22 protein-coding genes, 1 pseudogene and 1 other annotated feature are annotated in these 24,440 nt (G+C 31.7%); of the genes and pseudogenes, 18 read left to right on the top strand and 5 right to left on the bottom strand.

Annotated elements, in window-relative coordinates; all coding sequences use genetic code 11:
- The first annotated feature begins 144 nt into the window (after positions 1-144).
- Positions 145-774, top strand: coding sequence for a class I SAM-dependent methyltransferase (locus AC1DMU_RS07000; RefSeq protein WP_088063548.1), 630 nt, complete (start codon positions 145-147; stop codon positions 772-774).
- 218 nt (positions 775-992) lie between these two features.
- A pseudogene (locus AC1DMU_RS06995) lies at positions 993-1,273 on the top strand (hypothetical protein).
- A gap of 121 nt (positions 1,274-1,394) precedes the next feature.
- Here AC1DMU_RS06995 and AC1DMU_RS06990 read toward each other — a convergent pair.
- On the bottom strand, positions 1,395-1,805 hold the full coding sequence (locus AC1DMU_RS06990) for a hypothetical protein (protein WP_064056258.1): 411 nt from the start codon (positions 1,803-1,805) through the stop codon (positions 1,395-1,397).
- A gap of 506 nt (positions 1,806-2,311) precedes the next feature.
- Between AC1DMU_RS06990 and AC1DMU_RS06985 the strand changes: the two genes are divergently transcribed.
- Together AC1DMU_RS06985 and AC1DMU_RS06980 are read left to right on the top strand one after the other, a co-directional pair.
- Positions 2,312-2,824 carry a hypothetical protein gene (locus AC1DMU_RS06985; RefSeq protein ID WP_088063550.1) on the top strand — a complete coding sequence of 171 codons (513 nt, stop codon included), beginning with the start codon at positions 2,312-2,314 and terminating at the stop codon, positions 2,822-2,824.
- A gap of 440 nt (positions 2,825-3,264) precedes the next feature.
- Complete coding sequence (locus AC1DMU_RS06980) at positions 3,265-4,743, top strand: UDP-N-acetylmuramoyl-L-alanyl-D-glutamate--2,6-diaminopimelate ligase (protein WP_088063551.1); 1,479 nt, start codon at positions 3,265-3,267, stop codon at positions 4,741-4,743.
- Positions 4,744-4,898: 155 nt separating this feature from the next.
- On the opposite strand, the gene AC1DMU_RS06975 is transcribed toward AC1DMU_RS06980, so the two are convergent.
- Complete coding sequence (locus tag AC1DMU_RS06975; protein WP_088063552.1) at positions 4,899-5,600, bottom strand: class I SAM-dependent methyltransferase; 702 nt, start codon at positions 5,598-5,600, stop codon at positions 4,899-4,901.
- Between the two features lie 231 nt (positions 5,601-5,831).
- On the opposite strand from AC1DMU_RS06975, the gene AC1DMU_RS06970 reads away from it, so the two are divergent.
- A complete protein-coding gene (locus tag AC1DMU_RS06970; RefSeq protein ID WP_000551050.1) occupies positions 5,832-6,002 on the top strand; it encodes a DUF2197 domain-containing protein in 171 nt (56 codons plus the stop codon).
- 66 nt (positions 6,003-6,068) lie between these two features.
- Positions 6,069-6,325: a binding site (T-box leader), on the top strand.
- 83 nt (positions 6,326-6,408) lie between these two features.
- The gene (gene lysS / locus AC1DMU_RS06965) at positions 6,409-7,965 is read left to right on the top strand and encodes a lysine--tRNA ligase (RefSeq protein ID WP_088063553.1); all 1,557 of its coding nucleotides are present in this window, start codon (positions 6,409-6,411) and stop codon (positions 7,963-7,965) included.
- Between the two features lie 60 nt (positions 7,966-8,025).
- Here lysS and AC1DMU_RS06960 read toward each other — a convergent pair whose 3' ends face one another.
- Positions 8,026-8,454: a cell wall hydrolase gene (locus AC1DMU_RS06960; RefSeq protein ID WP_088063554.1), complete on the bottom strand. Its 429-nt coding sequence runs from the start codon at positions 8,452-8,454 to the stop codon at positions 8,026-8,028.
- 156 nt (positions 8,455-8,610) lie between these two features.
- On the opposite strand from AC1DMU_RS06960, the gene AC1DMU_RS06955 reads away from it, so the two are divergent.
- The 3 genes from AC1DMU_RS06955 to AC1DMU_RS06945 all read left to right on the top strand — a co-directional run bounded on the left by AC1DMU_RS06955 (position 8,611) and on the right by AC1DMU_RS06945 (position 11,339).
- Positions 8,611-9,525 carry an acetamidase/formamidase family protein gene (locus AC1DMU_RS06955; protein WP_088063555.1) on the top strand — a complete coding sequence of 305 codons (915 nt, stop codon included), beginning with the start codon at positions 8,611-8,613 and terminating at the stop codon, positions 9,523-9,525.
- A 126-nt stretch (positions 9,526-9,651) separates the two neighbouring features.
- Complete coding sequence (locus AC1DMU_RS06950; RefSeq protein WP_088063556.1) at positions 9,652-10,359, top strand: response regulator transcription factor; 708 nt, start codon at positions 9,652-9,654, stop codon at positions 10,357-10,359.
- Entirely contained in the window at positions 10,356-11,339 is a 984-nt protein-coding gene (locus AC1DMU_RS06945; protein WP_088063557.1) for a sensor histidine kinase, read from the top strand. Before AC1DMU_RS06950 ends, AC1DMU_RS06945 begins: the two co-directional genes overlap by 4 nt.
- A 401-nt stretch (positions 11,340-11,740) precedes the next feature.
- Here AC1DMU_RS06945 and AC1DMU_RS06940 read toward each other — a convergent pair whose 3' ends face one another.
- Positions 11,741-12,367, bottom strand: coding sequence for a DUF6518 family protein (locus AC1DMU_RS06940; protein WP_088063558.1), 627 nt, complete (start codon positions 12,365-12,367; stop codon positions 11,741-11,743).
- A gap of 561 nt (positions 12,368-12,928) precedes the next feature.
- Here AC1DMU_RS06940 and abc-f point away from each other — a divergent pair.
- The 6 genes from abc-f to AC1DMU_RS06910 all read left to right on the top strand — a co-directional run bounded on the left by abc-f (position 12,929) and on the right by AC1DMU_RS06910 (position 19,770).
- A complete protein-coding gene (gene abc-f, locus AC1DMU_RS06935) occupies positions 12,929-14,557 on the top strand; it encodes a ribosomal protection-like ABC-F family protein (protein WP_088063924.1) in 1,629 nt (542 codons plus the stop codon).
- 21 nt (positions 14,558-14,578) lie between these two features.
- On the top strand, positions 14,579-15,172 hold the full coding sequence (locus tag AC1DMU_RS06930; RefSeq protein ID WP_088063559.1) for a GNAT family N-acetyltransferase: 594 nt from the start codon (positions 14,579-14,581) through the stop codon (positions 15,170-15,172).
- 368 nt (positions 15,173-15,540) lie between these two features.
- Positions 15,541-16,041, top strand: a complete 501-nt coding sequence (locus AC1DMU_RS06925) for a DUF3267 domain-containing protein (protein WP_088063560.1) — start codon at positions 15,541-15,543, stop codon at positions 16,039-16,041.
- 309 nt (positions 16,042-16,350) lie between these two features.
- Positions 16,351-17,121 carry an ABC transporter ATP-binding protein gene (locus AC1DMU_RS06920; RefSeq protein ID WP_088063561.1) on the top strand — a complete coding sequence of 257 codons (771 nt, stop codon included), beginning with the start codon at positions 16,351-16,353 and terminating at the stop codon, positions 17,119-17,121.
- Positions 17,096-19,030 (top strand): ABC transporter permease, encoded by a 1,935-nt coding sequence (locus tag AC1DMU_RS06915; protein ID WP_088063562.1) that lies wholly within the window; start codon positions 17,096-17,098, stop codon positions 19,028-19,030. Before AC1DMU_RS06920 ends, AC1DMU_RS06915 begins: the two co-directional genes overlap by 26 nt.
- Positions 19,031-19,098: 68 nt before the next feature.
- Positions 19,099-19,770 carry a lipoprotein BA_5634 family protein gene (locus tag AC1DMU_RS06910; RefSeq protein ID WP_142291748.1) on the top strand — a complete coding sequence of 224 codons (672 nt, stop codon included), beginning with the start codon at positions 19,099-19,101 and terminating at the stop codon, positions 19,768-19,770.
- A gap of 75 nt (positions 19,771-19,845) precedes the next feature.
- Here AC1DMU_RS06910 and AC1DMU_RS06905 read toward each other — a convergent pair whose 3' ends face one another.
- Positions 19,846-20,187, bottom strand: a complete 342-nt coding sequence (locus AC1DMU_RS06905; RefSeq protein WP_048560973.1) for a DUF3914 domain-containing protein — start codon at positions 20,185-20,187, stop codon at positions 19,846-19,848.
- Positions 20,188-20,454: 267 nt separating this feature from the next.
- On the opposite strand from AC1DMU_RS06905, the gene AC1DMU_RS06900 reads away from it, so the two are divergent.
- The 3 genes from AC1DMU_RS06900 (at position 20,455) to pdxR (ending at position 24,436) form a co-directional block, all read left to right on the top strand.
- Entirely contained in the window at positions 20,455-21,696 is a 1,242-nt protein-coding gene (locus AC1DMU_RS06900; RefSeq protein WP_088063564.1) for an esterase/lipase family protein, read from the top strand.
- An 87-nt stretch (positions 21,697-21,783) separates the two neighbouring features.
- Complete coding sequence (locus AC1DMU_RS06895) at positions 21,784-22,827, top strand: homoserine dehydrogenase (RefSeq protein ID WP_088063565.1); 1,044 nt, start codon at positions 21,784-21,786, stop codon at positions 22,825-22,827.
- Positions 22,828-22,987: 160 nt separating this feature from the next.
- Positions 22,988-24,436 carry a MocR-like pyridoxine biosynthesis transcription factor PdxR gene (pdxR, locus tag AC1DMU_RS06890; protein WP_046959518.1) on the top strand — a complete coding sequence of 483 codons (1,449 nt, stop codon included), beginning with the start codon at positions 22,988-22,990 and terminating at the stop codon, positions 24,434-24,436.
- Positions 24,437-24,440 lie beyond the last annotated feature (4 nt).

Raw genomic sequence — 24,440 nt, 5'->3', positions numbered from 1 at the left:
ACCAATCTTTAAAATAGATATAGGCTTATTATTATGCTATATTCAATGGAGCTATAGTGACTGTGGTGAAAAAAGCAGCTTTAAAATTAATAGGTTTTTCATGTGATATTAAACATGAGATAAGAATAAGGAGATAGAAATATAATGGAATTTTGGGAATCAAGCTTTATTGAGAAGCAAACGATGTGGGGGTTTGAACCTACAGAATCTGCAATTTTGACAAAAGATTTTTTTGTGGAAAACAATGTTAAAGACATATTAGTTCCGGGTATTGGATATGGGAGAAACGCAAAGGTATTTATCGAAAATGGTATAAATGTAATAGGTATTGAAATTTCGAAAACAGCGATCGATTTAGCAAGAGAAAACGGACTAGAAGATGTTAGTATGTATCACGGTTCGGTAAACGAAATGCCTTTTGATAATAACCTTTATGATGGGATATTTAGTCATGCACTTCTTCATTTGTTGAATGAGCAGGAAAGAGAGAAATTTATTAAGGATTGTTATAATCAGTTAAAACCTGGTGGATATATGGTTTTTACAACTGTTTCTAAAAAAGCTCCAATGTATGGAAAAGGAAAACAGTTGGATAAAGATTATTATGAGATAATGGAAGGTATAAAAATGTACTTCTATGATTCTGAATCTATAAAACAAGATTTTAATAAGTATGGATTAGTACAAGTTTCGGAAATTGATGAACCAAATAAGAATGTAGAAAATAAACCTTCAATTAATTTCTTAATGATAAAATGTAGAAAAGACCTGTAAAAAATTAGTATATATTGATTGTATATTCTGCATAAATAATAAAGGCAAACATAATAGGAATTATAAATGAACTAGAAGTCTTAATAGAGATAAATCTAGAGAAACAAGATTAGATAGCGCTTAAAATATGGGGAAATACAGTGATAAAATTAGAAACAAAATGTGTTTGATATTTTTTGTGGAGTTTTAATGTCAGAAAAAGAAGAAAAGGAGGAAATATGATTTTAGGGATTTCATATTTTGATATTTTTTGTAGTATAATTATTGTCTTGTTTTTTTCACTTTCTGGAGATTGAATGCTTGGTATAATAAGAAACATAATGTCCCTAAGGTTTTTCAATGGTTTCCTAGAAGGTGGGGGGAAAGAAAAGTTTCAGAGCATTTATCTCAACTAAATAAAAAGTTAAAAGCTGAAGGGAAAGGGATTTGGGTTACAATCTATGCTATAGATTTGTATATCGTAACTATTCCTTGTACAATAAAAAAATATAAATATTAATACATATATGTTTATAGAAGCGACTGTTTCTTTTAAAAGATACGATCGCTTCTATAAATTTGTCAATTTAATGCAATTAAGTGATGCATAAGAAGTCGTATCGTTATCTCGAAGTATCGCCTTAAATACTTTTAATGAGTTTTATCCCCTCAACAAAGAAAAGTACTAAGTGTATAGTGTTCATTACAAACCATAACATGAGCTTTGAGTTCTTCACAGTTTTCAACTGACTTGATTTTGTATTAGACAATTCTATCTTTAAAGACATTAATATAATAGTATTAGACATAAAACCTAACAATATAAATCCGAATAAAGGTAAGTTTGTAATAGCACCTATTACCATAATTGCTATGTATACTATAGTTAGCTTTTTAATATACTGTTTATCTTCTTTTAATTTATCTATATTTTTGGTTTTGAACCAGTTTCTTACTATTCTTACAAAAATAATAGTTTGAAATACTAGTACAATTATACTTACAAAGAGAAGGAACAAAGTTCTTAAATTATTTTCCATTAAACCGTTCATTTCGTATGTACCCCTTTTATTTATGTTTATAGTATGAAAATGTAATTTTCAAAGAACCTGCATGTGATTAGTAACGGTACTCGCTCTCTATTTTCATGTTACTCTATCCTTGTTAATTATGGAAAAGGACAAATCTAAGCATTTAACTGTTAGTATGGTATACCCTTTTTATATTTTAGGTTAATTTTGATTGTTTGCATATAATTTTATATTGGAATAAGTAATACGTCAAAATGTTTTGTGAAAATTACGGCTATTAATTGTTTGTACAAAAGAAAAAGATTAGTAGGTAGTCATATCGTAATGGGCGCGGTATACCTTATCTGTTGTCTGTTTAAAATGAAGTTTAACCATGTTGAAAATATAATTTTCATTTAGTATTTCTAGAAACAATAATGTGGTTAATTTTGGTGAAATTTAAAATAGAGGAAAAACGTTAGACCACTAGAGTGAATATATTCAAAGCCATATCATGTGTAGTGTTTAATATAATTAGGGGGAACTACATGACAAGAAAACAGATAATCATTACCTTATTTTCAATTACAGCGTTCATACTAATTTTAGTATCACTTGGTGTTTTTGAGGAAGAACTAAAAGAAACAGATTATAGTGAAGTTGTACAATTCATGGAAGATATGAAAAACAAAGAAGAAGTTGAGATTGATGTAGTTACTTACTATTCAGGTAAGGCCTCTTTAGAGAATAGTGTACTCAAACAACCAAATGGTTGGATTATTTATCGTTTAAAAGCTCGTTATGATAAAGTAACCAATCAAAGTTGGATAGATGTGACGCCTGATCTTAGCCGTTTTAAGAATGTGGAGAAAATTTCTGGGGATCTCATTACCTCGCACCAACAATGCGGCTATATTAATCATAATACAGACGAGAATAAAGGAAAAGTAGGATACATGTTAACAGAATGCTTTGATAAGTGGGAATACGATGTGAAGCCATCAGGGTTTGAAGGATATAGGATTAATTACACAATATTACCGATTTTAGGTTTAAAATAAATTTAGTATTTGTTTTATCAATTTGTTAATCAATTAGCTGATAATGTAGCTGAACAAGTAATGTATGATATTAATTTTATATTTTAATAATAGTTTTGGCTTATCTTTTTTAGGCTATTTGCAATGAGTTGAATAACCTTTATTCTAAAACAGTAATTAATAAAATTATTTAGTGTTAATATAAATTCTTATATATTGATTATGCACAAATAAAAAGGACAAGCATATAATAGAAATACCTATTAACTTTAAGTAACCTTAACTTTCTTTAATAGGATATCTCAAAATCCCCAAAAAGAGCACTTGCGGAAACAAGTGCTCTTTTATTTTTTTGTTTATTGAAGATGATTAAATTTCGTCCGACTAATATGGAATTTTAAACCATTATTTTACATAAAGTGGTAAAATAAGTAGGGGAAATTTGTAAGGGGGCGAGGGATTTGAAACTAAAAGAGCTGGCGGATTTGTTATTGATTAAAGAAACCATTGGAGATATGAATGTAGAAATTACGGGATTAGAAATGGATTCTAGAAAAATAACTAGTGGAAATTTATTTATATGTGTATCAGGTATTGATGGTTTTCTTGAAGATCGACATCAATTTGTTGAAAATGCAGTGAAAAATGGCGCTGTGGCGTTAATTGTAGAAAGAGATGTAAATATTGAAATACCTAAAATAATTGTTAAAGATGCACGATACGCTATGGCAGTTATTGCGTCACATTTCTATGGTTACCCATCTAATAAAATGAAGCTAATTGGAATTACAGGAACAAATGGTAAAACAACTACTTCCTATTTACTTGAAAAGATTTTGAGTGATTATGGATTTCAAACAGGGCTTATGGGGAATAACGGAGTGAAAGTTGGTTCGAAATGGTATCCTACTGATATTAATACGCAAGAACCACCGATACTTCAGTGGAATTTGCAAACGATGAAAAATCATAATACAGATTATTGTGTTATGGAAGTTACCTCACAGGGTTTACATATGGAAAGAGTTAAAGGGTGTAACTTTAAAACCGCTGTTTTTACAAATTTAACGCAAGATCATTTGGATTACCACGGAACATTTCAGGAATATAAGCACGTAAAAGGTCTTCTTTTTTCAAGATTAGGAAATGATTTTTCTACTATAGATCAAAAAATTGCTATTTTGAATGCAGATGATCCATCGGTAGAATACTTTAAAAAAGTTACTTCTGCTGAAGTGATTACATATGGGATAAATAACGGTGCAGATGTTCAAGCGAAGAGCATAACTTTAAGTTCAAAAGGAATTCAGTTTTTAGTTTCTTCCTTTAATGGAGAAATAGAAATCAATCTAAATCTAGTAGGCCGCTTTAATGTCTATAATGCATTAGCAGCAATAACAGCTGCATTGGTTGAAGGTATTCCGCTTACAAACATTAGTGACAGCTTATGTAACTTAAAGAGCATTGAAGGTAGAATGGAAATTATAGACGAAAACCAAGATTTCCTTGTAATAGTGGACTACGCTCATACACCGGATGCGTTAGAAAATGTCCTCTCTACAATTAGCGAGTTTTCAAAAGGTAAAATCATTACTGTTTTCGGTTGCGGTGGAGATAGAGACGCAAAAAAACGATCTATAATGGGTGGAATTGCTGGAAGTTATAGCGATTTTGTTTTTATTACTTCTGACAATCCACGTTCGGAAGACCCGCAGGCAATAATGAAAGATATTGAAAAAGGATTTTCACAGAATAATAATTTGAATTATAAAGTAGAAGTAGATCGTGAACTGGCTATAAAACATGCAATAAACATGGCATCTTCTAATTATATTGTTTTGATTGCAGGGAAAGGGCATGAAACGTATCAAATTTTAAAGGATTCGACTATTCATTTTGATGATAAAGAAAAAGCTCGACAAGCAATTATTGATAAATGAATGAATTCAATTAATAGCTGAATAGTATTTCTAATAAAAATAATGTTTTAGATGAAGCTAAAACTAATAACGAAGCAATTTTATGAAGAATTTATAATTGAAAGGTAAGGGTGTTTCTATGAATATATGAGGGAAAAACCTTACCTTTTATAGTTTTATTTCTGAAAAACAAATGTTATAGCATTTGTTTTTAATTGAATTTCTCTTTCGTTTCGGACTATATTATAAGCTAATTCTTTTATTTCAATTTTTATTTCTTGCCATTCTTTATAAATGCTTTTTAATAGATGTAGCATATCTTCAGTGGGAAGATTAATTTCAATTAAAGCAACTAATTCTTCATTCGTATGTAAGTCAATTTCTTGTATGTTCGAGTTAATAATGAAACAATTGATACCACCAATCTTTGTACCTTTTTTCATAGAATGGAGCACTTTTTTAAAATCTTCTTCTGATTGAACATGCTCTAAACTTGATACTGCAACGATATAATTATAAGTGTTAGGGGCAATATAGTAGTTTTCAATAGCTGCTTGTTCTGTTTTTATGACTTCAAATACATCATGTTCTTTGCTGTAAGTTTGTAATTTTGTTAAAGCGGAATCAAGTAAGTCCACACATGTAACAGTGCCGCTAGCATTTTTTATTTTTTGTGCAATTGGAATACTATTTCTACCAACGCCAGAGCCGAGGTCAAGTACTTGTAAGTTAGTTTGTCCTTCAAAGTAATCCATCAAGTCCAGAACTGTTTTAACCGGTTTATAAAGCCAAGAACCAGTTTCAAATAGTTTGTATTGTTCATAGCAAAGGTCATGATATTTCCTTTCTTCGTTTCTTATGTAATCGATACGGTTCATATAGTTTCAGCTCCAATATTTTCATTCCAACATGGTCCTTCAGCTAAACTTGCTTTAGCATCTAAAACCAATTCTATATTACTGATCAAGATGTTCACCTCAACTTATAAGATATTTATATAATTCGATAAGAATGAAGGTAAACCTTTTAGTCAGAGGATATTAAGATTTGTACTATAGAAAACTGATTTTCTTAAGTGATTAAAAAAATGTATAAACATGGAGAGGAAAATGCATATGATGTTTTATGAAATTGTTTGCTTTTCTTGCAAAAATGTATTTCGTGTTTACGAAGGTAGTGAAAAATATAAACGATTTAAAGAGAAACCGAAAGGAACATATTGTTGCGATGAGTGTAGCCACAAAATTCAATTAGAAGCGATAAAGCATTTATTTAGATAGAGTTTTTATTCGAAAAAGTTTGACAATAAAGGTGTTATAAATTATCATATGAAAAAACTAATATTTAAAATGGCATGGAAGAGAAGAGTAGTTAAGAAAGAATACGTACAGAGAGCTCTGGTAGCTGAGAAAGAGCGGTATACAGCTTGACGAAAAAAGGCTTGGAGCTGCGCAAGGAACTAATTTGTTTAGGGATGGTGCGACGGATTCTCCCGTTATAGAGATAGGGTATACGCATATTTTGCCGTACCTGAAGAGGTTAATATGGCGACATATTAACAAACTGAGGTGGTACCGCGAAGCTAATAACTCTCGTCCTCAAGATGAATAATCTTGGGGGTGGGAGTTTTTTTATTGCATAAAACTGAAAGTGTGAAAATAAAAAATCAATTGAGGTGAGTAATATATGTATTGGGCGTATGAAGTAGCACATGAATTAATAAGAAAACATCCAAATAAAGAAACTTTTGTTTGCGCATCTGGAATAAGTCCATCTGGTTCTATTCATATCGGGAACTTTCGCGAAATAATAACGACTTATTTCGTTGTAAGAGCACTTCAAGATTTAGGGAAAAAGACTCGTTTTATATTTTCATGGGATGATTATGATAGGTTTAGAAAAGTTCCTAAAAATATTGATCCATCTTTTGCAAAATATATTGGTATGCCATACTGTGATATTCCAGATCCATATGGCTGTCATAACTCCTATGCTGAGCATTTTGAAAAAGAGTTTGAGAAATCGCTTCAAGTATTTGGGGTTGAAGTGGAATTCACATATCAACATGCTGAATATAGAAGTGGAAGATATAACAAAAACATATTAGAGGCTTTATATAAAAGAAAAGAAATATATGATATTTTAATGAGTTTTAAAATAGGAGAGTGTAGTGAAGAAGAGCGAGAGAGCTTTTATCCAGTCACATTATATTGTGAGAAATGCGGGAAAGATGCAACAACGATTACACATTTTGATGAAGTATTAAAAACAGTACGATATAAATGTGAATGCGGAAATCAAACTGAATTATCGGTATTAAATACAAATAAAATGAAACTGAATTGGAAAATCGATTGGCCGATGAGATGGATGATAGAGGATGTTATTTTTGAACCGGGCGGAAGAGATCATTCTTCGGAAACGGGTAGTTATAATGTATCAAAGGAAATTGCAATGAAAATATTTAATCGTGAAGCTCCTCATTATGTTGCTTATGATTTCATTAGAATTAAAGGGAATCATGAAAAAATGTCAAGTTCTTCAGGGAATAGTAGTACACCTAATGATTTGTTAAAAGTATATTTACCAGAAGTGATTCTTTTTATGTTTGCTAAATATAGACCAAACGCAGCTTTTCATATCGGTCTTGATGAAGATGTGATTCGCAATTATACAGAATATGAACGATTGAAAGAAAGTTATGAGAATAAAACGCTCAAAAATGAAGATTTATTTGATGCAATTAAACTTTCTAGAGTTGATAGCAGAATTAAAGAATATCCGAAATTTAATCAAGTAGCAGGAACGTTACCGCTATTAAATTTTGATTCATCTATTTTACAAGGTATATTAGAAAAAATAGATAGGAATTATGCATTAGAGGATATGATAGCGATAAGCAAACGTGCAGAGTATTGGGTTAGAAACTTTCAAACTGAAAAATTAATTGCTGTAAATCAAGAGAGAAATATAGAGTTTTACAACACATTAGATGAAAAGCAGAAAGAGTGGCTAGTAGAAGCTTGCACCATACTTCTTCGTTCTAACAAAGATTACTCTAACTTAATGGAACAATTGTATTCGATTTGTCATCATGAAAATAAAAAAATAATGAAAGAAAATCAAAAACAATTATTTATTATTATATATAGGCTCATTATAAATCAGTCTAGCGGCCCACGTATACCGTTATTAATACATGTAGTAGGCATTGAAAAATTCATCACATTATTAGATTTCTAAAAAATAAAGGAAACGCAAGTACTCAGAGATCTAAGCTAAGTACTTGCGTTTCATATTTTGCTACCGTGAATACATTTTCGGACATTCATCACCACGTGGTTCATAAAAACAATGGCTTTTAAATTGCCCGACAAATGGCTGGTTATACCATTCAGGTGGACAAACACCAACTGGACGGAAATACCAAAGAGCCCAACGTGCTGGCCAGCGCCATTCACCTTGTAAAACTTTTCTTGCGATGTCTTTTTCTGAATCACGCGCGCGTTGATAAAAATATCCGTATTGCACTGCTTCAAATCCGCCAGGGCTTTGATATACTGCATCACGTACAGTTCGAAGTTGTTTAAAATCTAAGCAATCACAAAATACACGATTTACTACTACGCAACCAACAAGTTGTTCACCTTGTCGACCTTCTCCTTCAGCTTCAGCACGAATTAAACGAGCTAGTAAATCAACATCGCTTTCGTTATATGGAATAAGGGGCATAGTGCTACCACCTTTCTTTACCTGTTATAGTAAAGAGTGTATGTATGAAAATAAGCTAGGTGCTTTTCTATATGTAAATTTATTAATTTTTCAAAGGAGCTTTTGTGAAAAAAGCTAATTAGTAATTGTAGACTAATATAAAAGGGGAGAGATAAAATGTATCGAATTCATAAAGACCATATTATTTACGCAATGTCACCAGAAAACAAACCATGTATGGAAGTAGAAATTGGGAGTCGTCTTGTATTTGAAACATATGATTGCTTTGAAAATCAAATTGATTCTGAAGATGTTGCGTTTCAAGAATTAGATTGGAACCGAATTAATCCAGCGACTGGACCTGTATATATCATTGGTGCAGAACCTGGTGATATATTAGTTGTTAAGATTGAAAAGATAAAAATTGCAGAGCAAGGTGTTTTAACTACAGGTACGAATCTTGGTGTAATGGGTGAAGAGCTAAATGAAAATACCGTGAAAATTGTCCCGATACATAATGAACATGTTTTATTTTCAAATGAACTGCAAATCCCGATTAATCCAATGATTGGTGTAATTGGTACTGCGCCGAAAGAAGAGAGCATTTCATGTGGCACACCGCATGATCACGGCGGGAATATGGATTGTAAAGAAATAAAAGAAGGGACAACATTATTATTACCTGTAAATGTTCCTGGTGCTCTATTAGCATTAGGCGATTTACACGCAGCGATGGGTGATGGTGAAATTGGTGTTAGTGGAGTAGAGGTTGCTGGTGAGGTGACGGTAACTGTTCAGATTATAAAAGGAAAGAAATGGCCACTACCAATGGCGATCCAAAAAGAAAAACTTATGACGATTGCTTCAGAGAAATTGTTAGATGATGCAGCGAATCGCGCTGTACGTAATATGGTGACATTTTTACATGAAGAATTAGAAATGTCTAAAGCTGATGCAACACTTTTATTATCAGCTGCCGGTGATTTAAAAGTATGCCAAGTTGTGGATCCGCTGAAGACTGCTCGGATGGAATTAGGTATGAATTATGTGGAGAAACTGGGGTTTACTTTGAGTGAATTTCATATTAAATAAGAATAATAACAGAAGGATGCTTTTGTATAAAAGTATCCTTTTTTGATTTACGGATTATATAAAAAAAGGTAGTATTTATTTTATATAATTGAATATAAGATTGTGGATCGAAAAAGGAGTAAACACATGGTTAAAATTATGATTGTAGAAGACGATATGAAAATTGCAGAACTATTATCAACACATGTCGCGAAATACGGGTATGAAGGAATTATTGTATCGGATTTTCAAAATGTATTAAACATTTTTTTAGAAGAACAACCAGAGTTAGTTTTATTAGATATTAATTTACCAAGTTTTGATGGGTACTATTGGTGTCGTCAAATTCGAGGAGTTTCTACATGTCCGATATTATTTATTTCGGCTCGTGAAGGCACAATGGATCAAGTTATGGCGCTAGAAAACGGTGGCGATGATTTCATTTCAAAGCCATTCCATTACGAAGTTGTAATGGCTAAAATTCGTAGTCATTTAAGACGTGCTTACGGAGATTATGCACCAAAAGTAGAAGAACGGATGGTTGAGCAACAAGGTCTTTGTTTATATCCCGAAAGGCTTGTATTGAAGCTTAAGAATCAAGAAATTGATATAACGAGAAATGAAGCTATTTTATTAGAAATGTTAATGAAAAATTATCCGCGTGTTGTGGGTAGAGAAGTGTTATTAAATAAATTATGGGATAGTGAATCTTATGTTGATGATAATACATTGAGTGTAAATACAACTCGTGTGCGTAAAAAGTTAAAAACATTACAGATTGAAGATGCAATTGAAACGATTCGTAGTGTCGGTTATAGATTACATATTACTTGGGATAATGGTATAGAGAAATGATAAAATTATTTATTCGTGATCATATACCGCTCATTTGTTTTACAATAATTCAGCTACTAGTCATATTTCTTGTATATTGGTTTGACGGGCATAAACATATTGCAACGGCATTATATGCAATGTTTTTAGGCGTCTTTTTTATGGTAGGTTATTTAGTATTTCGTTACTTTACTCATCGTACGTTCTATGAAAGATTAGCAAATCCGATGAATTCTTTGGATGATTCTGTTCAAAAATCAGATTTTGCAGTTTTATCTACTGCACTTCAGGACTTACTTGAGGTGCAATATCGACATTATCAAAATCAGCTGCAAATACAAGAGAGAAAAAATAATGATCATTTAACCTTTATGAACCAGTGGATACATCAAATGAAAACACCTTTATCTGTAATAGAATTAATTACACAAGATGAAGTCGATCCGCGGTTTGAAAGTATTAATGAGGAAACAGATAGGCTAAAAAAGGGATTAGAGATGGCTCTATATGTCGCACGTTTAGAAGCATTTACGCAAGATTTTTATGTAGAAAGAGTACAACTACATAAAATAGTGAATGATTCTGTTCATGAACATAAACGCTTCTTTATCCGAAATTTTGTGTATCCAGAGCTTAAAATCGATAAAGACATTATTGTAGAAAGTGATGCGAAATGGTTACAATTTTTAATTGGACAAATACTATCGAATGCAATTAAATATTCTTCAGGTAGTAGAGAAAAGATTAAAGTGAAAGCTTGTAAGGAAGATAATAACGTTATACTTGAAATTGCCGATAATGGCGTAGGGATACCGAAGCAAGATTTACCTAGAGTATTTAAACCTTTCTTTACAGGGGAAAATGGTAGAGATTTTAAAGAGTCAACTGGAATGGGGCTATATCTTGTATATGAAATTACAAAACAATTAGGACATAGTGTAGAAATCCATTCAGAAGTTGGTAAAGGTACGGTTGTACGAATTATATTTTTTAATGTGTAAATAAGTGATTTAGGCTAAAGAACTTTGAAGATAAGTTTTTTAGCCTTATTTTATCCCGCTTTAATGGGCAGTAAGACCCCACTTCAAAATTCAGCGAAAGCAAAGAAGTTAGGTGGGGGATTAACTATCTATTAAGGTTTCACTTTATATCGAGTATATGAAATGGTAAAAGATCATATTAGTATGTATAATGACACACTAATAAATACGATTGTTAAATTAGAAGGATTTAATATAAAGCTGATGAATAGTTTTTGTAAGAAAAAAGCCATCTCTTTGAAAGAGACAGCTTCATGAATCCATCCTATGAATAAGTGTATCAACATTAATAAGTATAATGTTTGAATTCGTGATATGTATTATGGATTATAATAGAATGAGTCTTTTGTTTTTCCATGATATTAAGCAAACAAACTTAATAATTTATATCCAATTAATCCTAAAATAGTGATAGGAACCATCATTAAGAAAGAAGAAATTCGATTAGCATTAGAGCGTTCTAATACAAGAATCAAGATAATCCCGACTATCACTTCGGTATATCCAACAGGTAACATGTGACTATAGTCTTCAAAATGTAAAAGAATGTGAAGTCCATCTGTTACAAAAACTCCACTAATAAGCGCGCTTCCGAATTTATGAAGTGGATTTGTAGTATCTTTCCATAGAAAACCTGCAATTCCAAAGATAGTTCCTCCTATACATGCACATACAATCCATACAGATATAAAATAAATAGAGTGAGCTACATTTTTAATAACTATTGCATAACCATAGTAGCCTAATATCATGCCGAGTAGCGCAAGGATGCCAGAAAGTATAGCTGTACGTTTAGAATAACTCAAGCTAGCCACGAAAAAGGATGGAACTAACCAAACGCTTCCTAGGTTAACTAATGAATTCCAATTTCCTGGAAGTATACCTTGCCCCAATTTAGTTAGTATACCAACAATTACTCCTACTATAATCGGGATGAGAACGATCCTTAAAATAATATTTGATTTTGTAATTTTTAATGTTTTGTCCATAAATTCAATCCTTATATTAATATTTTCTGTAAACATATAATATCTTATTATAGGAGAGTAATCAATAAAAATTTATCGAAAAACAATAAGATATTATTGGATAACGAATAACATATAATTAATCATAAATTTATATAAAAATTATATAAGAGGGGGTACTTAGGGTTTTACTTTTTGGGGAAATATAAAGCAAGTAGTACAATAAATGCTGTTTGTTCAAAATGAATTTAAGAAATGATAAATAGCCCTTGAAGAAAGCAAACTTTATAATAGCACATATAATTGCATTTACTCATACAGTACTATCATGGTACAATATGGTTACTAACGACGGAAAGGAATGATGGGTGGACGATGATTAACTAATCTTATTTTTAAATGTTGAAATTCAATAAATTTCAATTTCTAAAAAATAGGATTAGTCTGCCCAATTTCCATACAACGGTATTGCTATTTATGTTGTGTAATAGCTTATTTGGGTATAAATATTTTAACGACTAATCCTGCCAAATTTATTTGGGAGGATTTTTTTATTCTCCCTTAATGAAAGGGATCGGTATTATGAAAGAACTATTAAAATTAAATGATGTTTATGTTGAAATAAAGGAAAATACTTTGTTAGAGAAAATGAATGTGACAGTAAAACAAGGGGATGTTATCGGATTAATTGGTAAAAACGGGGCTGGTAAATCAACATTACTTCAATTAATAAATGGGAAGATTGAACCGTCAAAAGGTACAGTTGAATGGCTTCAAATGAATATGACAACTGCATATGTTGAACAAGAAAAAGAATCTTTCGTTAGCAAGGATATGATTGCAAAAGAAGCAGAACTACTTGCGAAATGGGGCGTGCCAACGAATGATTTCCTTACTTTAAGTGGTGGTGAAAAGCTAAAAGTTCGATTAGCAAAAGGGTTTGCCCAAAATCCTAATGTCTTAATATTAGACGAACCGACAAATCATCTAGATGAGATGAGTACGGAATTTCTTATTAAACAAATAAAAAATATGAAAGGTACAGTTATCGTCGTATCACATGATCGATATTTTTTAGATGTTGTTGCGACTAGAATATGGTCAATTGAGGATAAGAAATTAATTGATCATAGCGGGAATTATACGAGTTATATGAAAGCACGTGAACATAAAAGAATGACGCAACAGCGTGAATATGAAAAACAACAAAAGAAAATAGAACAAGTAGAAACACATATAAAAGAATTAAGTTCATGGTCACAAAAGGCACATGCGCAGTCTACAAAACAAGAAGGTGTTAAAGAATTTTATCGTGTAAAGGCGAAGCGAATGGACGCGCAAGTTAAATCGAAACGAAAACGTCTTGAAAAAGAGCTAGAGAAAACGAAAGTAGAACGTGTGAAAGAAGATTATTCAGTTGAATTTTCTATTCAAGCGAGTAAAAAAGTAGGAAAACGTTTCTTAGAAGTAAAACAATTGCGGAAAGAATTTAATAAACGAACATTATTTGAAAACGTTAATTTTACAATTCAGCACGGTGAGAAGGTTGCGATTATTGGACCGAATGGTAGTGGGAAAACAACGTTACTAAAGATGATTATGGGAACAGAAACTGCTGAAGGAGAAGTATGGATTTCACCATCAGCAAACATTGGTTATTTAACGCAAGAAGTATTTGATTTACCACTTGATAAAACACCAGAAGATTTATTTTATAAAGAGTCATTTGAAGAAAGAGGGAAAGTTCAAAATTTAATGAAACATTTAGGTTTTCAAGCTTCTCAATGGAAAGAGCCGATTGAGTATATGAGTATGGGGGAACGAGTAAAATGTAAGCTTATGGCTTATATTTTAGATGAAAAAGATGTACTTATTTTAGATGAACCGACGAATCACCTTGATCTGCCATCACGTGAACAGCTTGAAAACACATTAGCTGAGTATAATGGAACACTTGTTATCGTTTCTCACGATCGATATTTTTTGGAGAAAACAACTACGGCAAAACTTGTGTTTGTAAACAATACGATACAAAAGCAGCTCGAAGAACCTACGAAAACAAGAGATGAAATTGAAGAGCTACGTTTAACGTTAGAAACAGAAAGACAAGAAGTATTAGGGAAATTAAGCTTTTTAACTCCTAAAGACAAAGAATATAAAGAACTAGATGAACGGTTTATGGAACTTACGAAGCAGATTAAGGCGCTTTAACGTAAGTAAGGGGGATTAGACATGGGAGAAGAGGGTTTGACTAAGCTATTTAAAATAGATTGTGGTGATATATACCTACAAGAGTTTACGGTCAAAGATGCAGAAAGTATTTATAAAATAGCAAATCAACCGGACATAGAAAAGTTTTTACCGGACTGGAAATCAACGAAAGAACAACGAGTTAATTGGGTTACAAATTATGAAATACCAGAAAATAAAGCATTTCTTAATGCAGTGAGAACTACGACTAACATAGATGATCACATATTAAGACTAGGAATATTTAAGAAAACGACAAATGAATTTGTTGGATGGTGCTGCACAAGTATGAAAGATGAGCTTCCTGCACCGAATAGAGAAATTATGTATGCTGTTTCAAGTGAATATCATAATAATGGATATGCAACGAAAGCAACTAAAGGACTGATTGACTATTTGTTTAAAAATACAAATGTGGATGTCCTTAACGCAATTGCATTAATAAACAACGCACCATCAAATAAGGTCATTGAAAAATGTAGATTTACTTATTTGGGTCAACAGATGATAGAAAATCAAATTTATAATCATTATGTATTGAGTAAATCCGAATGGATAAAAAATAGCGCTCTTTAAAAGGAGCGAAAATGTAATGAAATCATTAAAAAGCTTAGAGCTAAAGTTCTAAGCTTTTTTGCATTGTGTGCTTTTCACCGAAAACAGATGTATTAAGTTGTACATGCAAGAACCATTTTATAAACAACATATTTGAAAAGGGATTTGGAATATTTTGTCGAAAGTGTTTATTTGTGAAAACACTAAATTTTCACTCTAATAATTCTGTAAATGAATTACCTTAAGCTTTAATAAAAGCATAAAGGAGTTTGTATCTAAAATTAACGGTTAAGTGTTAGTGGATTACATTTTTTAAAAGTATGAAATAGTTTAAACAAGGGAGGAGAAAGCTTATTATACTTTGGTTTCGTTACTTACCACAAATAAGTATGGATTTGTCAGAATGGACTCCTTTTATACAAAATGATTGGCACCGAAAATATTATATGAAGTTTGTATATGTACTTCAAATCATTATTTTTCTAATACCGTATTATTTTGGAGCAAGTTTCACTCATATTAATATATTTTATCTTATCATTTTAGGTATTTTAGTCTTCATCATTCATGAATATCTACACGTTATTGTTATAAATAAAATGGGGGATATTAGCTTAACTTGCAGCGGAATATTTTTTTGGCTAAATACAAATGCAATTCTATCCAAAACGCGTTTTTGGATCTTTATGAGTTTACCTATTATTGTACTATCGGTCATTCCTGGCATTATATCATCTTTTGTATCAGGCAATTTTAAGTCAATCTTATTATTTGTATGTTGGATAAACGCAATAATTTCTGCTTCAGACATATACAATTCTTTGTTAATTGCGATCAAACCGAAGCAATCAATTTTTTGTAGAGGGTATTATAAAGTGAAAAAGAATTAAAATGGTGACGCAAAAACATTTCAATTAAAAGCGTTAGTTAAAAATATAATTTTGGGAAGGAAAAGACCGATAAAGCAATCGGTCTTTTCTCATTTTTATAATAAAGGTTTGATATACAATTGTATTTCCTATCACTATACAATTATTATAAGATAGTTATGCGTTAATTTTAATTTGTATATAGTATTATTATCAGTTTTTTTAGAAATCTTACAAGCGTGTAAGATAAATGAAAGATGAATCAATATGAGCTATAAGAGAATTCATTTACACTCTATTGTGAGAAGTGCAAATGAAGGGAGAATAGAAATGGAAATTTTACATGCGAAAAATATTAGTAAAGTATATAAAGGGAAAATACCTTTTAAAGCATTAGTAGATATTGATTTATCGATTCAAGAAGGCGAATTTGTAGGGATTATGGGTCCATCTGGTAGCGGGAAAACTACATTATTAAATATGGTATCTACTATCGATTCTCCGTCCTCAGGAGAAATAGTAATAAACGGTACAAATCCTTTCCAGTTATCATCAGAAGATTTAGCTTTATTCCGTAGGAAACAATTAGGATTTGTTTTCCAATCATTTAATTTACTTAGCACGCTTACAGTGAAGGAAAATATCGTATTGCCGATGACATTAGATGGCGTTTCTGTGCAAGAAATGAACAAATGCGTACAAGAAATCGCAGAGAAATTAAATATTACAGATATATTGAATAAAAGAACGTTTGAAATATCAGGAGGCCAAGCTCAAAGAACAGCAATTGCTCGTGCAATTGTTCATAAGCCGCAATTATTACTCGCAGATGAACCAACAGGGAATTTAGATTCTAAATCTTCAAATGATGTAATGGAGATGTTAGATACTCTAAATAAGGAAGAAAAAGCTACGATGATGTTAGTGACTCATGATCCGTATGCAGCGAGTTTTTGCAGCCGAGTAATTTTTATTAAAGATGGTCAACTATATAACGAAATTTATCGTGGTGAAAGCAGGCAAGCATTTTATCAAAAGATTATGGATGTCCTTTCTTTGTTAGGAGGGAAAAGGCATGACTTTTCGTCAATTCGCATTTAATAATATTTTTCGTAATAAGCGTACATATGCTGCCCATTTTTTAAGTAGTGCATTTTCTATAATGATTTTCTTTACGTATGCTCTTTTATTATTCCATCCTGATTTACAGGGGGAGTTGAAATCGACAAGTAAAACAATAAGTACATTTGGTACATTAGGATTTGAAGTTTCTCAAGGTTTGATTTTTGTCTTTTCATTCTTCTTCATTCTATATTCAGTGAGTTCGTTTTTAAAAACGCGTAAGAAAGAATTTGGCATTTTAATGATGCAAGGTATGTCAATGAGACAGCTTAAGAAGTTATTGTTAATTGAAAATATGTTAATTGGACTTGGTTCAATTTGTATAGGGGTTCTTATTGGACTTATATTTTCTAAACTAGTTTTATTAATAAGTGCCAGTGTATTAATGATTAGTAACGGCTTACCTTTTTATATACCAGTAAAGGCGGTATTATTAACTGGCATCACGTTTCTATTCTTATTTTTAATTGTTTCGCTAGTTACTTTTAAAATGATAAAAGTAACAGAACTTGTGGAACTTATTCAAGCAGGGGAAAAGCCAAAGCCTGAACCGAAATCGTCAATTTTATTATCAATTTTTTCTTTATTTAGTATAGGATATGGCTATATTTTAGTATTTCGCTTTATCCCAAGTTATAGTTTTATTACGCTCGGAATGGGTGTTCTCCTAGTAATTATAGGAACGTACTTTTTATATACACAGTGTAGCGTTTATATATTGCATCTTGTGAAAAGGAGTGAATCTTTCTTTTTAAAGAGAACCAATATATTAACATTTTCAGAATTAATATACCGTATGAAAGATAATGCAACAATGTTTTTTATAGTATCTATTATTTCAGCAGTTGCTTTTACAGCAATTGGCACGACAGCAGCTCTTGGAAACAAAGATTTGGTAAGGATGACAAACCCGTATACATTTCTGTATACAGCTCCTGATAAAAATAAAATAACGGATAAACATCTCTCGATTATAAAAAAACATCTTGCTGATTCTAATATTCCATATCGAATGGCTTCCACTTCAGATATTTATACAGAAAGTAATGTAAATGTAATGAAGTTAAGTGAATATAACGAACTTGCGAGAGCACTCGGGTACCAACAAGAAACGATTGAAAAAGAAGATGAAATGTTATTAATCCCTGGAGTCGTATCACAAAAACAAGAGTTTAAAAATGGTGATTATAAAAAGAATATTGAAGTCATTCAAGGCGATTGGACAAAGACATTTCATGTGAAAAAAACTGTAGATAATTTAGTTTTGCCACACGATACGGAAGGGATTAATATTGCGATTCAAGATCATGTGTATGATGAAATTCCGCTTAATAGTAATCTAGATTTTGAAAATATTATTCAATATCGAACTTATGGATTTGTTGTAGATGATTGGATAAAAACGAAAGAGATTTCAAACCAATTAAGTGACATATTCGATCAAGATCCTAGAGACATACATTTTGAATTTAGAGCACTAACTATAGAGTTGTTAAGTGCAAAACAAACGAATGGGTTATTACTTATGGCAAGTGTTTTAGTTGGAATCGTCTTCTTTACTTTCGCTGCTAGTTTTATTTATTTCCGGTTATATACTGATTTGGACCGCGATCAGCAGCAATATAAGATGATTTCGAAAATGGGATTAAGTAAACGAGAGTTGAAAAAAGTTGTAACAAGACAATTAGTATTAATGTTCTTCTTACCGATTATAGTTGCAGTGATTCATACTGTGGTCGCTTATATGGCATTACAACAATTAGTCGATTTTTCTATTATGAATAGCTCTATCATAATTTTAATTTCATTTATATGTATACAAGTTTTATATTTCTTTATAACTCGTTGGCGTTACTTACAAAAGCTTTATAAAACTATGGAACAGTAGAGAATATCAGCAAGTAAGATTGTAGAAAAGCATGTAAAAAAACAATTTGAGTTATGAAAGGAACTGTGATGAAAAAACCACTCTCTATTTTCATATTAAGTATATTAATTTTAATAAGTTTAAGTGCATGCTCTAAAAATGAAAACAGATTTCCAGCTAACGGCGTATTAATCATTGGAGATGAGAATCATACTTCAACAATTATGAATCGTTATAAGGAAAATACGAAAGAACATGAAGTTTTTTCGGTGAAAACAGGTAGATTTGACCAAAAAAGGGTTTTGATATTAAATGAATCTACTGCAAAAGCGATGATTAAAGCAAAAATTTTTCGTAAAAGAGATCATTCATCTCATTCTAAACCTTTAGATACGTTACCGAGTTTTCCAAAAGAAAGTTCACTATTATTTATAAATGAAGAAGAAAAGAATATAAAAAGTATTGAAATAGAAGGAAAAGTGATACCAGTTACATATGATAGTGATGCTTGGCTTGGTAATAATCGAAATTATGGAACACTATGGTATGTAATTGTGGCGAGCAATAGTGTATATAAAGAAATACAGGCAAATGAAACAAAAATGCAACTTCTTCATCTGAAAGAATCTTTAGGTGACGAAAAACCTAAAATGTCGACAGATAATACATTGACTAATGAATATGTAAAAGTAAGAAAGTTAATTAAAGATTTTGAGGAAGAAGTATCAGTTCAATTTGTCACGATTGGAGAAAAATCATAAAAAAGAGTTCAAGGTTGATAGGAATTTTATCAGCCCTGAACTCTTTTTAATTTTAGACCATTTAGATAACATAGTTTACATTACTTCATTTAATCGCGTCTCGCTCGGTTCTTCAATCGCATTTGAATTTTGAACTGAATTATTTTGAGATTCTTTTTCCTTACGAGACCTTTGTAGCATTTCAAGTATGATCCATAAAGGAACACCTTTATCTTTTAACATCTTCCATAAATCTAATTCGTTAAATTTATGCTCAGGTTGTTTCATTTCTTTTTCAGATGAACGAATATCAAATTTGATGGGATCATTTGATTTTTTATCTTCAAGTTTAGTAGAAGAGATAGTATTATGCTCAAGATTAGATGGAGTTATTTTAGTAGGTTGAGATAACGTATGAATATTTAATCCGATTTGCATGCCTTTTCCTCCTCCTTAAGTAATAAAATTAGTTTTCTTATAATTATTAAAGCTATTTAATATAAGGAACCTATATTTAATTATAAATTTAAATAATTAGATTTACAAGTTATATTGTAAAAAGTAATTCCTCACTTGAATTAATATTTATCAACATTTGTGTATGTTTTCTCTATATACAATGTATATAAAATACTTTACATTATGTTTAAGTTAAGAACTCATTTTTAATAGGGAAATGTAAACGTTTTATTAGGGGGAGGAAGCATGGGGAAATTATTTTTAAAAATATGTTTATTCGCAATAGGGACTGTGTTTTTATTCGCAGCAAAAATAACTTACGCTGAAGAGAAACAACAAAATGATTATCCTATCATATTAGTGAATGGATTTGCTGGGTGGGGTAGAGAGGAAATGTTAGGGGTTAAATATTGGGGTGGTGTTCATGATATACAAGAAGATTTAAAAAGAAGTGGCTATACAGTACATACTGCTGCTGTTGGACCAGTTTCTAGTAACTGGGATCGTGCATGTGAATTATATGCGCAAATTAATGGAGGTACAGTAGACTACGGTGCCGCACATGCTGAGAAACATGGACATAATCGTTTTGGTAGAACTTATAGTGGTTTTGCACCGAATTGGAGTGAAACAAATAAAGTTCATTTAGTTGGGCATAGCATGGGCGGACAAACAATTAGAACATTAGTACAGCTATTAAAAGAAGGTAGTTTTGAAGAAAAAAATCATGTGAAAAATCATCCGAACACGAATATATCACCACTATTTGAGGGCAAGAAATCATATGTTCATAGTGTGACAACATTAGCAACTCCTCACAATGGCACGACACTTGCGGATGGTAGTCTTCTACTACCGTTCGTTAAAGATTTACTCATTACAGCTGCAAGTTTTGGAGGGAATAATAATTTATCGTTATATGATTTTAAATTGGATCAATGGGGTATAAAAAAGAATACTGGAGAGTCTTTTTTCCAATATACTGATCGTATTGTAAATAGTTCACTTTGGGAAGATACAAAAGATATAAGTCAATGGGATTTAAGTACAGATGGTGCAAAGGAGCTTAATAATTGGGTAAAAACGCAATCAGATGTGTATTACTTATCATATAGTGGTCATGCATCACAAGCGGCACCTATAACAGGTTTACATCTACCTCATATAACGATGAATAAGGTGTTAATGGGTAATGCGTTTTTCTTAGGTTCCTATGCAAGATATGAAGAAAATCGACCATTAATTGATACTTCTTGGTGGCAAAATGACGGTGTAGTAAATACAAATTCTATGGTCGCGCCCTCATCTAATGCTATTGTAAATAGTAATGAGCATTTACAGATTGGGAAATGGAATCATATTGAAACAAAAGCAAATTGGGACCATCTCGATATGGTAGGACTTAGTGTTTCAGATACGTTAGGTTTTTCTAGCATTCAAGAGTTTTATAGAACAATTGCAGAAAAATTATCAAGATTACCGAAATAGGTAATAATAAAGCGCTCTCGATGGAATTCGAGGGCGCTTTATATTATATTGAAAGAGGGATATGGTAGAAAAATATGGGGGGATATTATGAAAGTTCAAGTTGTATTATCTGGATATGGGACAGTAGGAAGAGAGTTTATAAAATTATTAAATGAAAAATATTTATATATAAATGAATCATATGGAATAGATTTAGTGGTAAGCGCTGTATTAGGTAGAAATGTTGCAATACATAATGAGGATGGATTATCTATTCATCACTTATTAATGTATGGTGGCGGTAGCGCTGCAATTGAAGAATACATTGAACATCATCCAGAGGAACGAGCAACAACTAGCATAAGTGGAACTGTATTAGTAGAATCAACAGTTACAAACCTTAAAGATGGAAATCCAGGAAAACAATATATAAAACAAGCGATTGAGAACCATATGGATATTGTAGCAATTTCAAAAGGCGCACTCGTTACAAACTGGAGAGAAATAAATGAAGCAGCAAAAATCGCAAATGTACGAATTCGATATAGTGGTGCAACTGCGGCGGCATTACCGACACTTGATATTGGTCAATTTAGTTTAGCTGGTTGCCATATTGAAAAAATAGAAGGAATATTAAACGGGACTACAAATTATATCCTTTCGAAAATGAATGAGGAAGATATTACGTTTGAAGAAGCACTGAAAGAAGCGCAAAGTAAAGGAATTGCTGAAACGAACCCAATATTAGATGTAAGTGGTTCTGATAGTGCGTGTAAATTGTTACTTTTGACAAACAGTTTAATGGGAACAGAAAATACGCTTACTGATATACATATAAAGGGTATTGAACATGTTACAAAACAACAAATTCGAAATGCTAAAGAACAAAATAAATATATTAAATTAATAGCTTCAGCATATAAGGATAAGGATGGTAAAGTGGCTCTTCATGTGGAACCGTACGAAATAGATAAAGATCATCCACTAGCAAAAGTAAATGGAACAGAAAAAGGAATTACGTTCTTTACAGATACGATGGGGCAAGTTACTACAATTGGTGGTGCTTCCAATCCACGTGGAGCCGCAGCAGCAGCTTTAAAAGATGTAATTAACTTATACCGCAAAGATTTATCCCTTAGTAATAGGCAGTAAAATGCCTGTTACTAAGGGATAATAATCAGTGGGTGATAATCAGCCCCATTGATTAAAGTTCCACTTTATAAGACCGTACCGCCCTTTATAAAAAATACATATGTAGTGGACCTTTTGAGAATGAAATAAATATGCAAAAATGATTGCAGGGGGTAAGGAATTGTTTAAAGATTTTAAAGTTGTGAAAGATCGTCCCGTTTATATTCAATTGAAAGATTATTTGAAAAAGATGATTATGAAAGGTCATTTGCTCGGGGATCAAAAAATCCCTTCAACTAGGGAACTAAGTGAATTACTAAGTGTGAGCAGAAATACTGTACTCGCTGCTTATGCGGATTTAGAGCAAGAAGGACTCATTTATGCAGTTAAAGGGAAAGGGAATTTTGTAGCGAAGGTTGATATATCGAACACTTCGTCTGTTGAAATAGATTGGAAACATAAACTTAATACAGTTACCTTATTAGCGGATGAATTAGATTTAATGAAACATGGTGTTCGCTGGGAAAAAGGAATGATTGTTTTTAATAGCATTGCTCCGGACGAAAAGCTATTTGATGTGGAAAATTTCAAAAGAGCTTTTCTTACTCGTATGTCCATTGAAGGGGATGTCGTATTAAACTACGGATACGCAAAAGGTTATAGACCTTTAATGAATTATCTACTTCATTATATGGAAATGAAAGGTGTAGATATTTCGAACAAAGATATTTTAATTACAAATGGATTTACAGAAGGATTAGACATCGTGCTATCCTCGTTATCGAAGAAATCAGGGCGGGTTATTTGTGAGAATCCAACTCACCATGCTGCATTGAAGCTTTTCCGTTTACATGGACTTGAAGTTCACGGAATTAATATGAATGAAGATGGCATCGATACGAACGAAGTAGAAAAAAGTTTGCGTGAAAAAGAGTTTGATTTCGCATATTTAATTCCTTCCTATCATAATCCAACCGGTATTGTTACGAGTTCGGAGAAAAGAACGGAACTGATGAGATTATTCTCCAAATATAAGGTTCCTATTATAGAAGATGGATTTAATGAAGAGCTACGTTATTCAGGTTCACACTTAGCACCATTATTAACTTTTGCTGGCGCTGGTAATAATGTAATTTATATTAGTAGCTTTTCAAAGGTACTTTTCCCTGGTTTACGTGTAGGCTGGATCATCGCCGATAAAGAACTGATTCATCATTTAGAAAGTGTAAAAAGAGCAAGAACGATTCACACATCTACGTTAGATCAAGCTGTTCTATTTCAATATTTACATGAAGGATATTTTGAAAAATATTTAAAAAAGGCAAGATCAGTTTATAAGAAGAAATATGAATTAGCTGTTGGGGCGTGTAACGAGTACATTCCGTTTCAAAGAATGACCGGTGATGGTGGACTTCATTTATTTATAGAGTTAGAAGAAAAAATTCATGCCCGCACACTTTTACAAAAGTGTTATGAGCAAGGGGTTACATTTTCTCCAGGAGATGTTTTTTATTCTGATGGAGGAGGAGCGACTACTTTTCGATTAGGATTTTCACGTCTGAAAGAAGAAGAAATAGTTCGTGGAATCAAAATAATCGGTGATACAATAAAAACTGAAATTTGGAGTTGAGGAA

This window comes from Bacillus sp. 01N45 (assembly GCF_056399205.1).
Note: the sequence above shows the minus strand (reverse complement) of the source record. Positions and strands in the feature narration are given on the sequence as shown.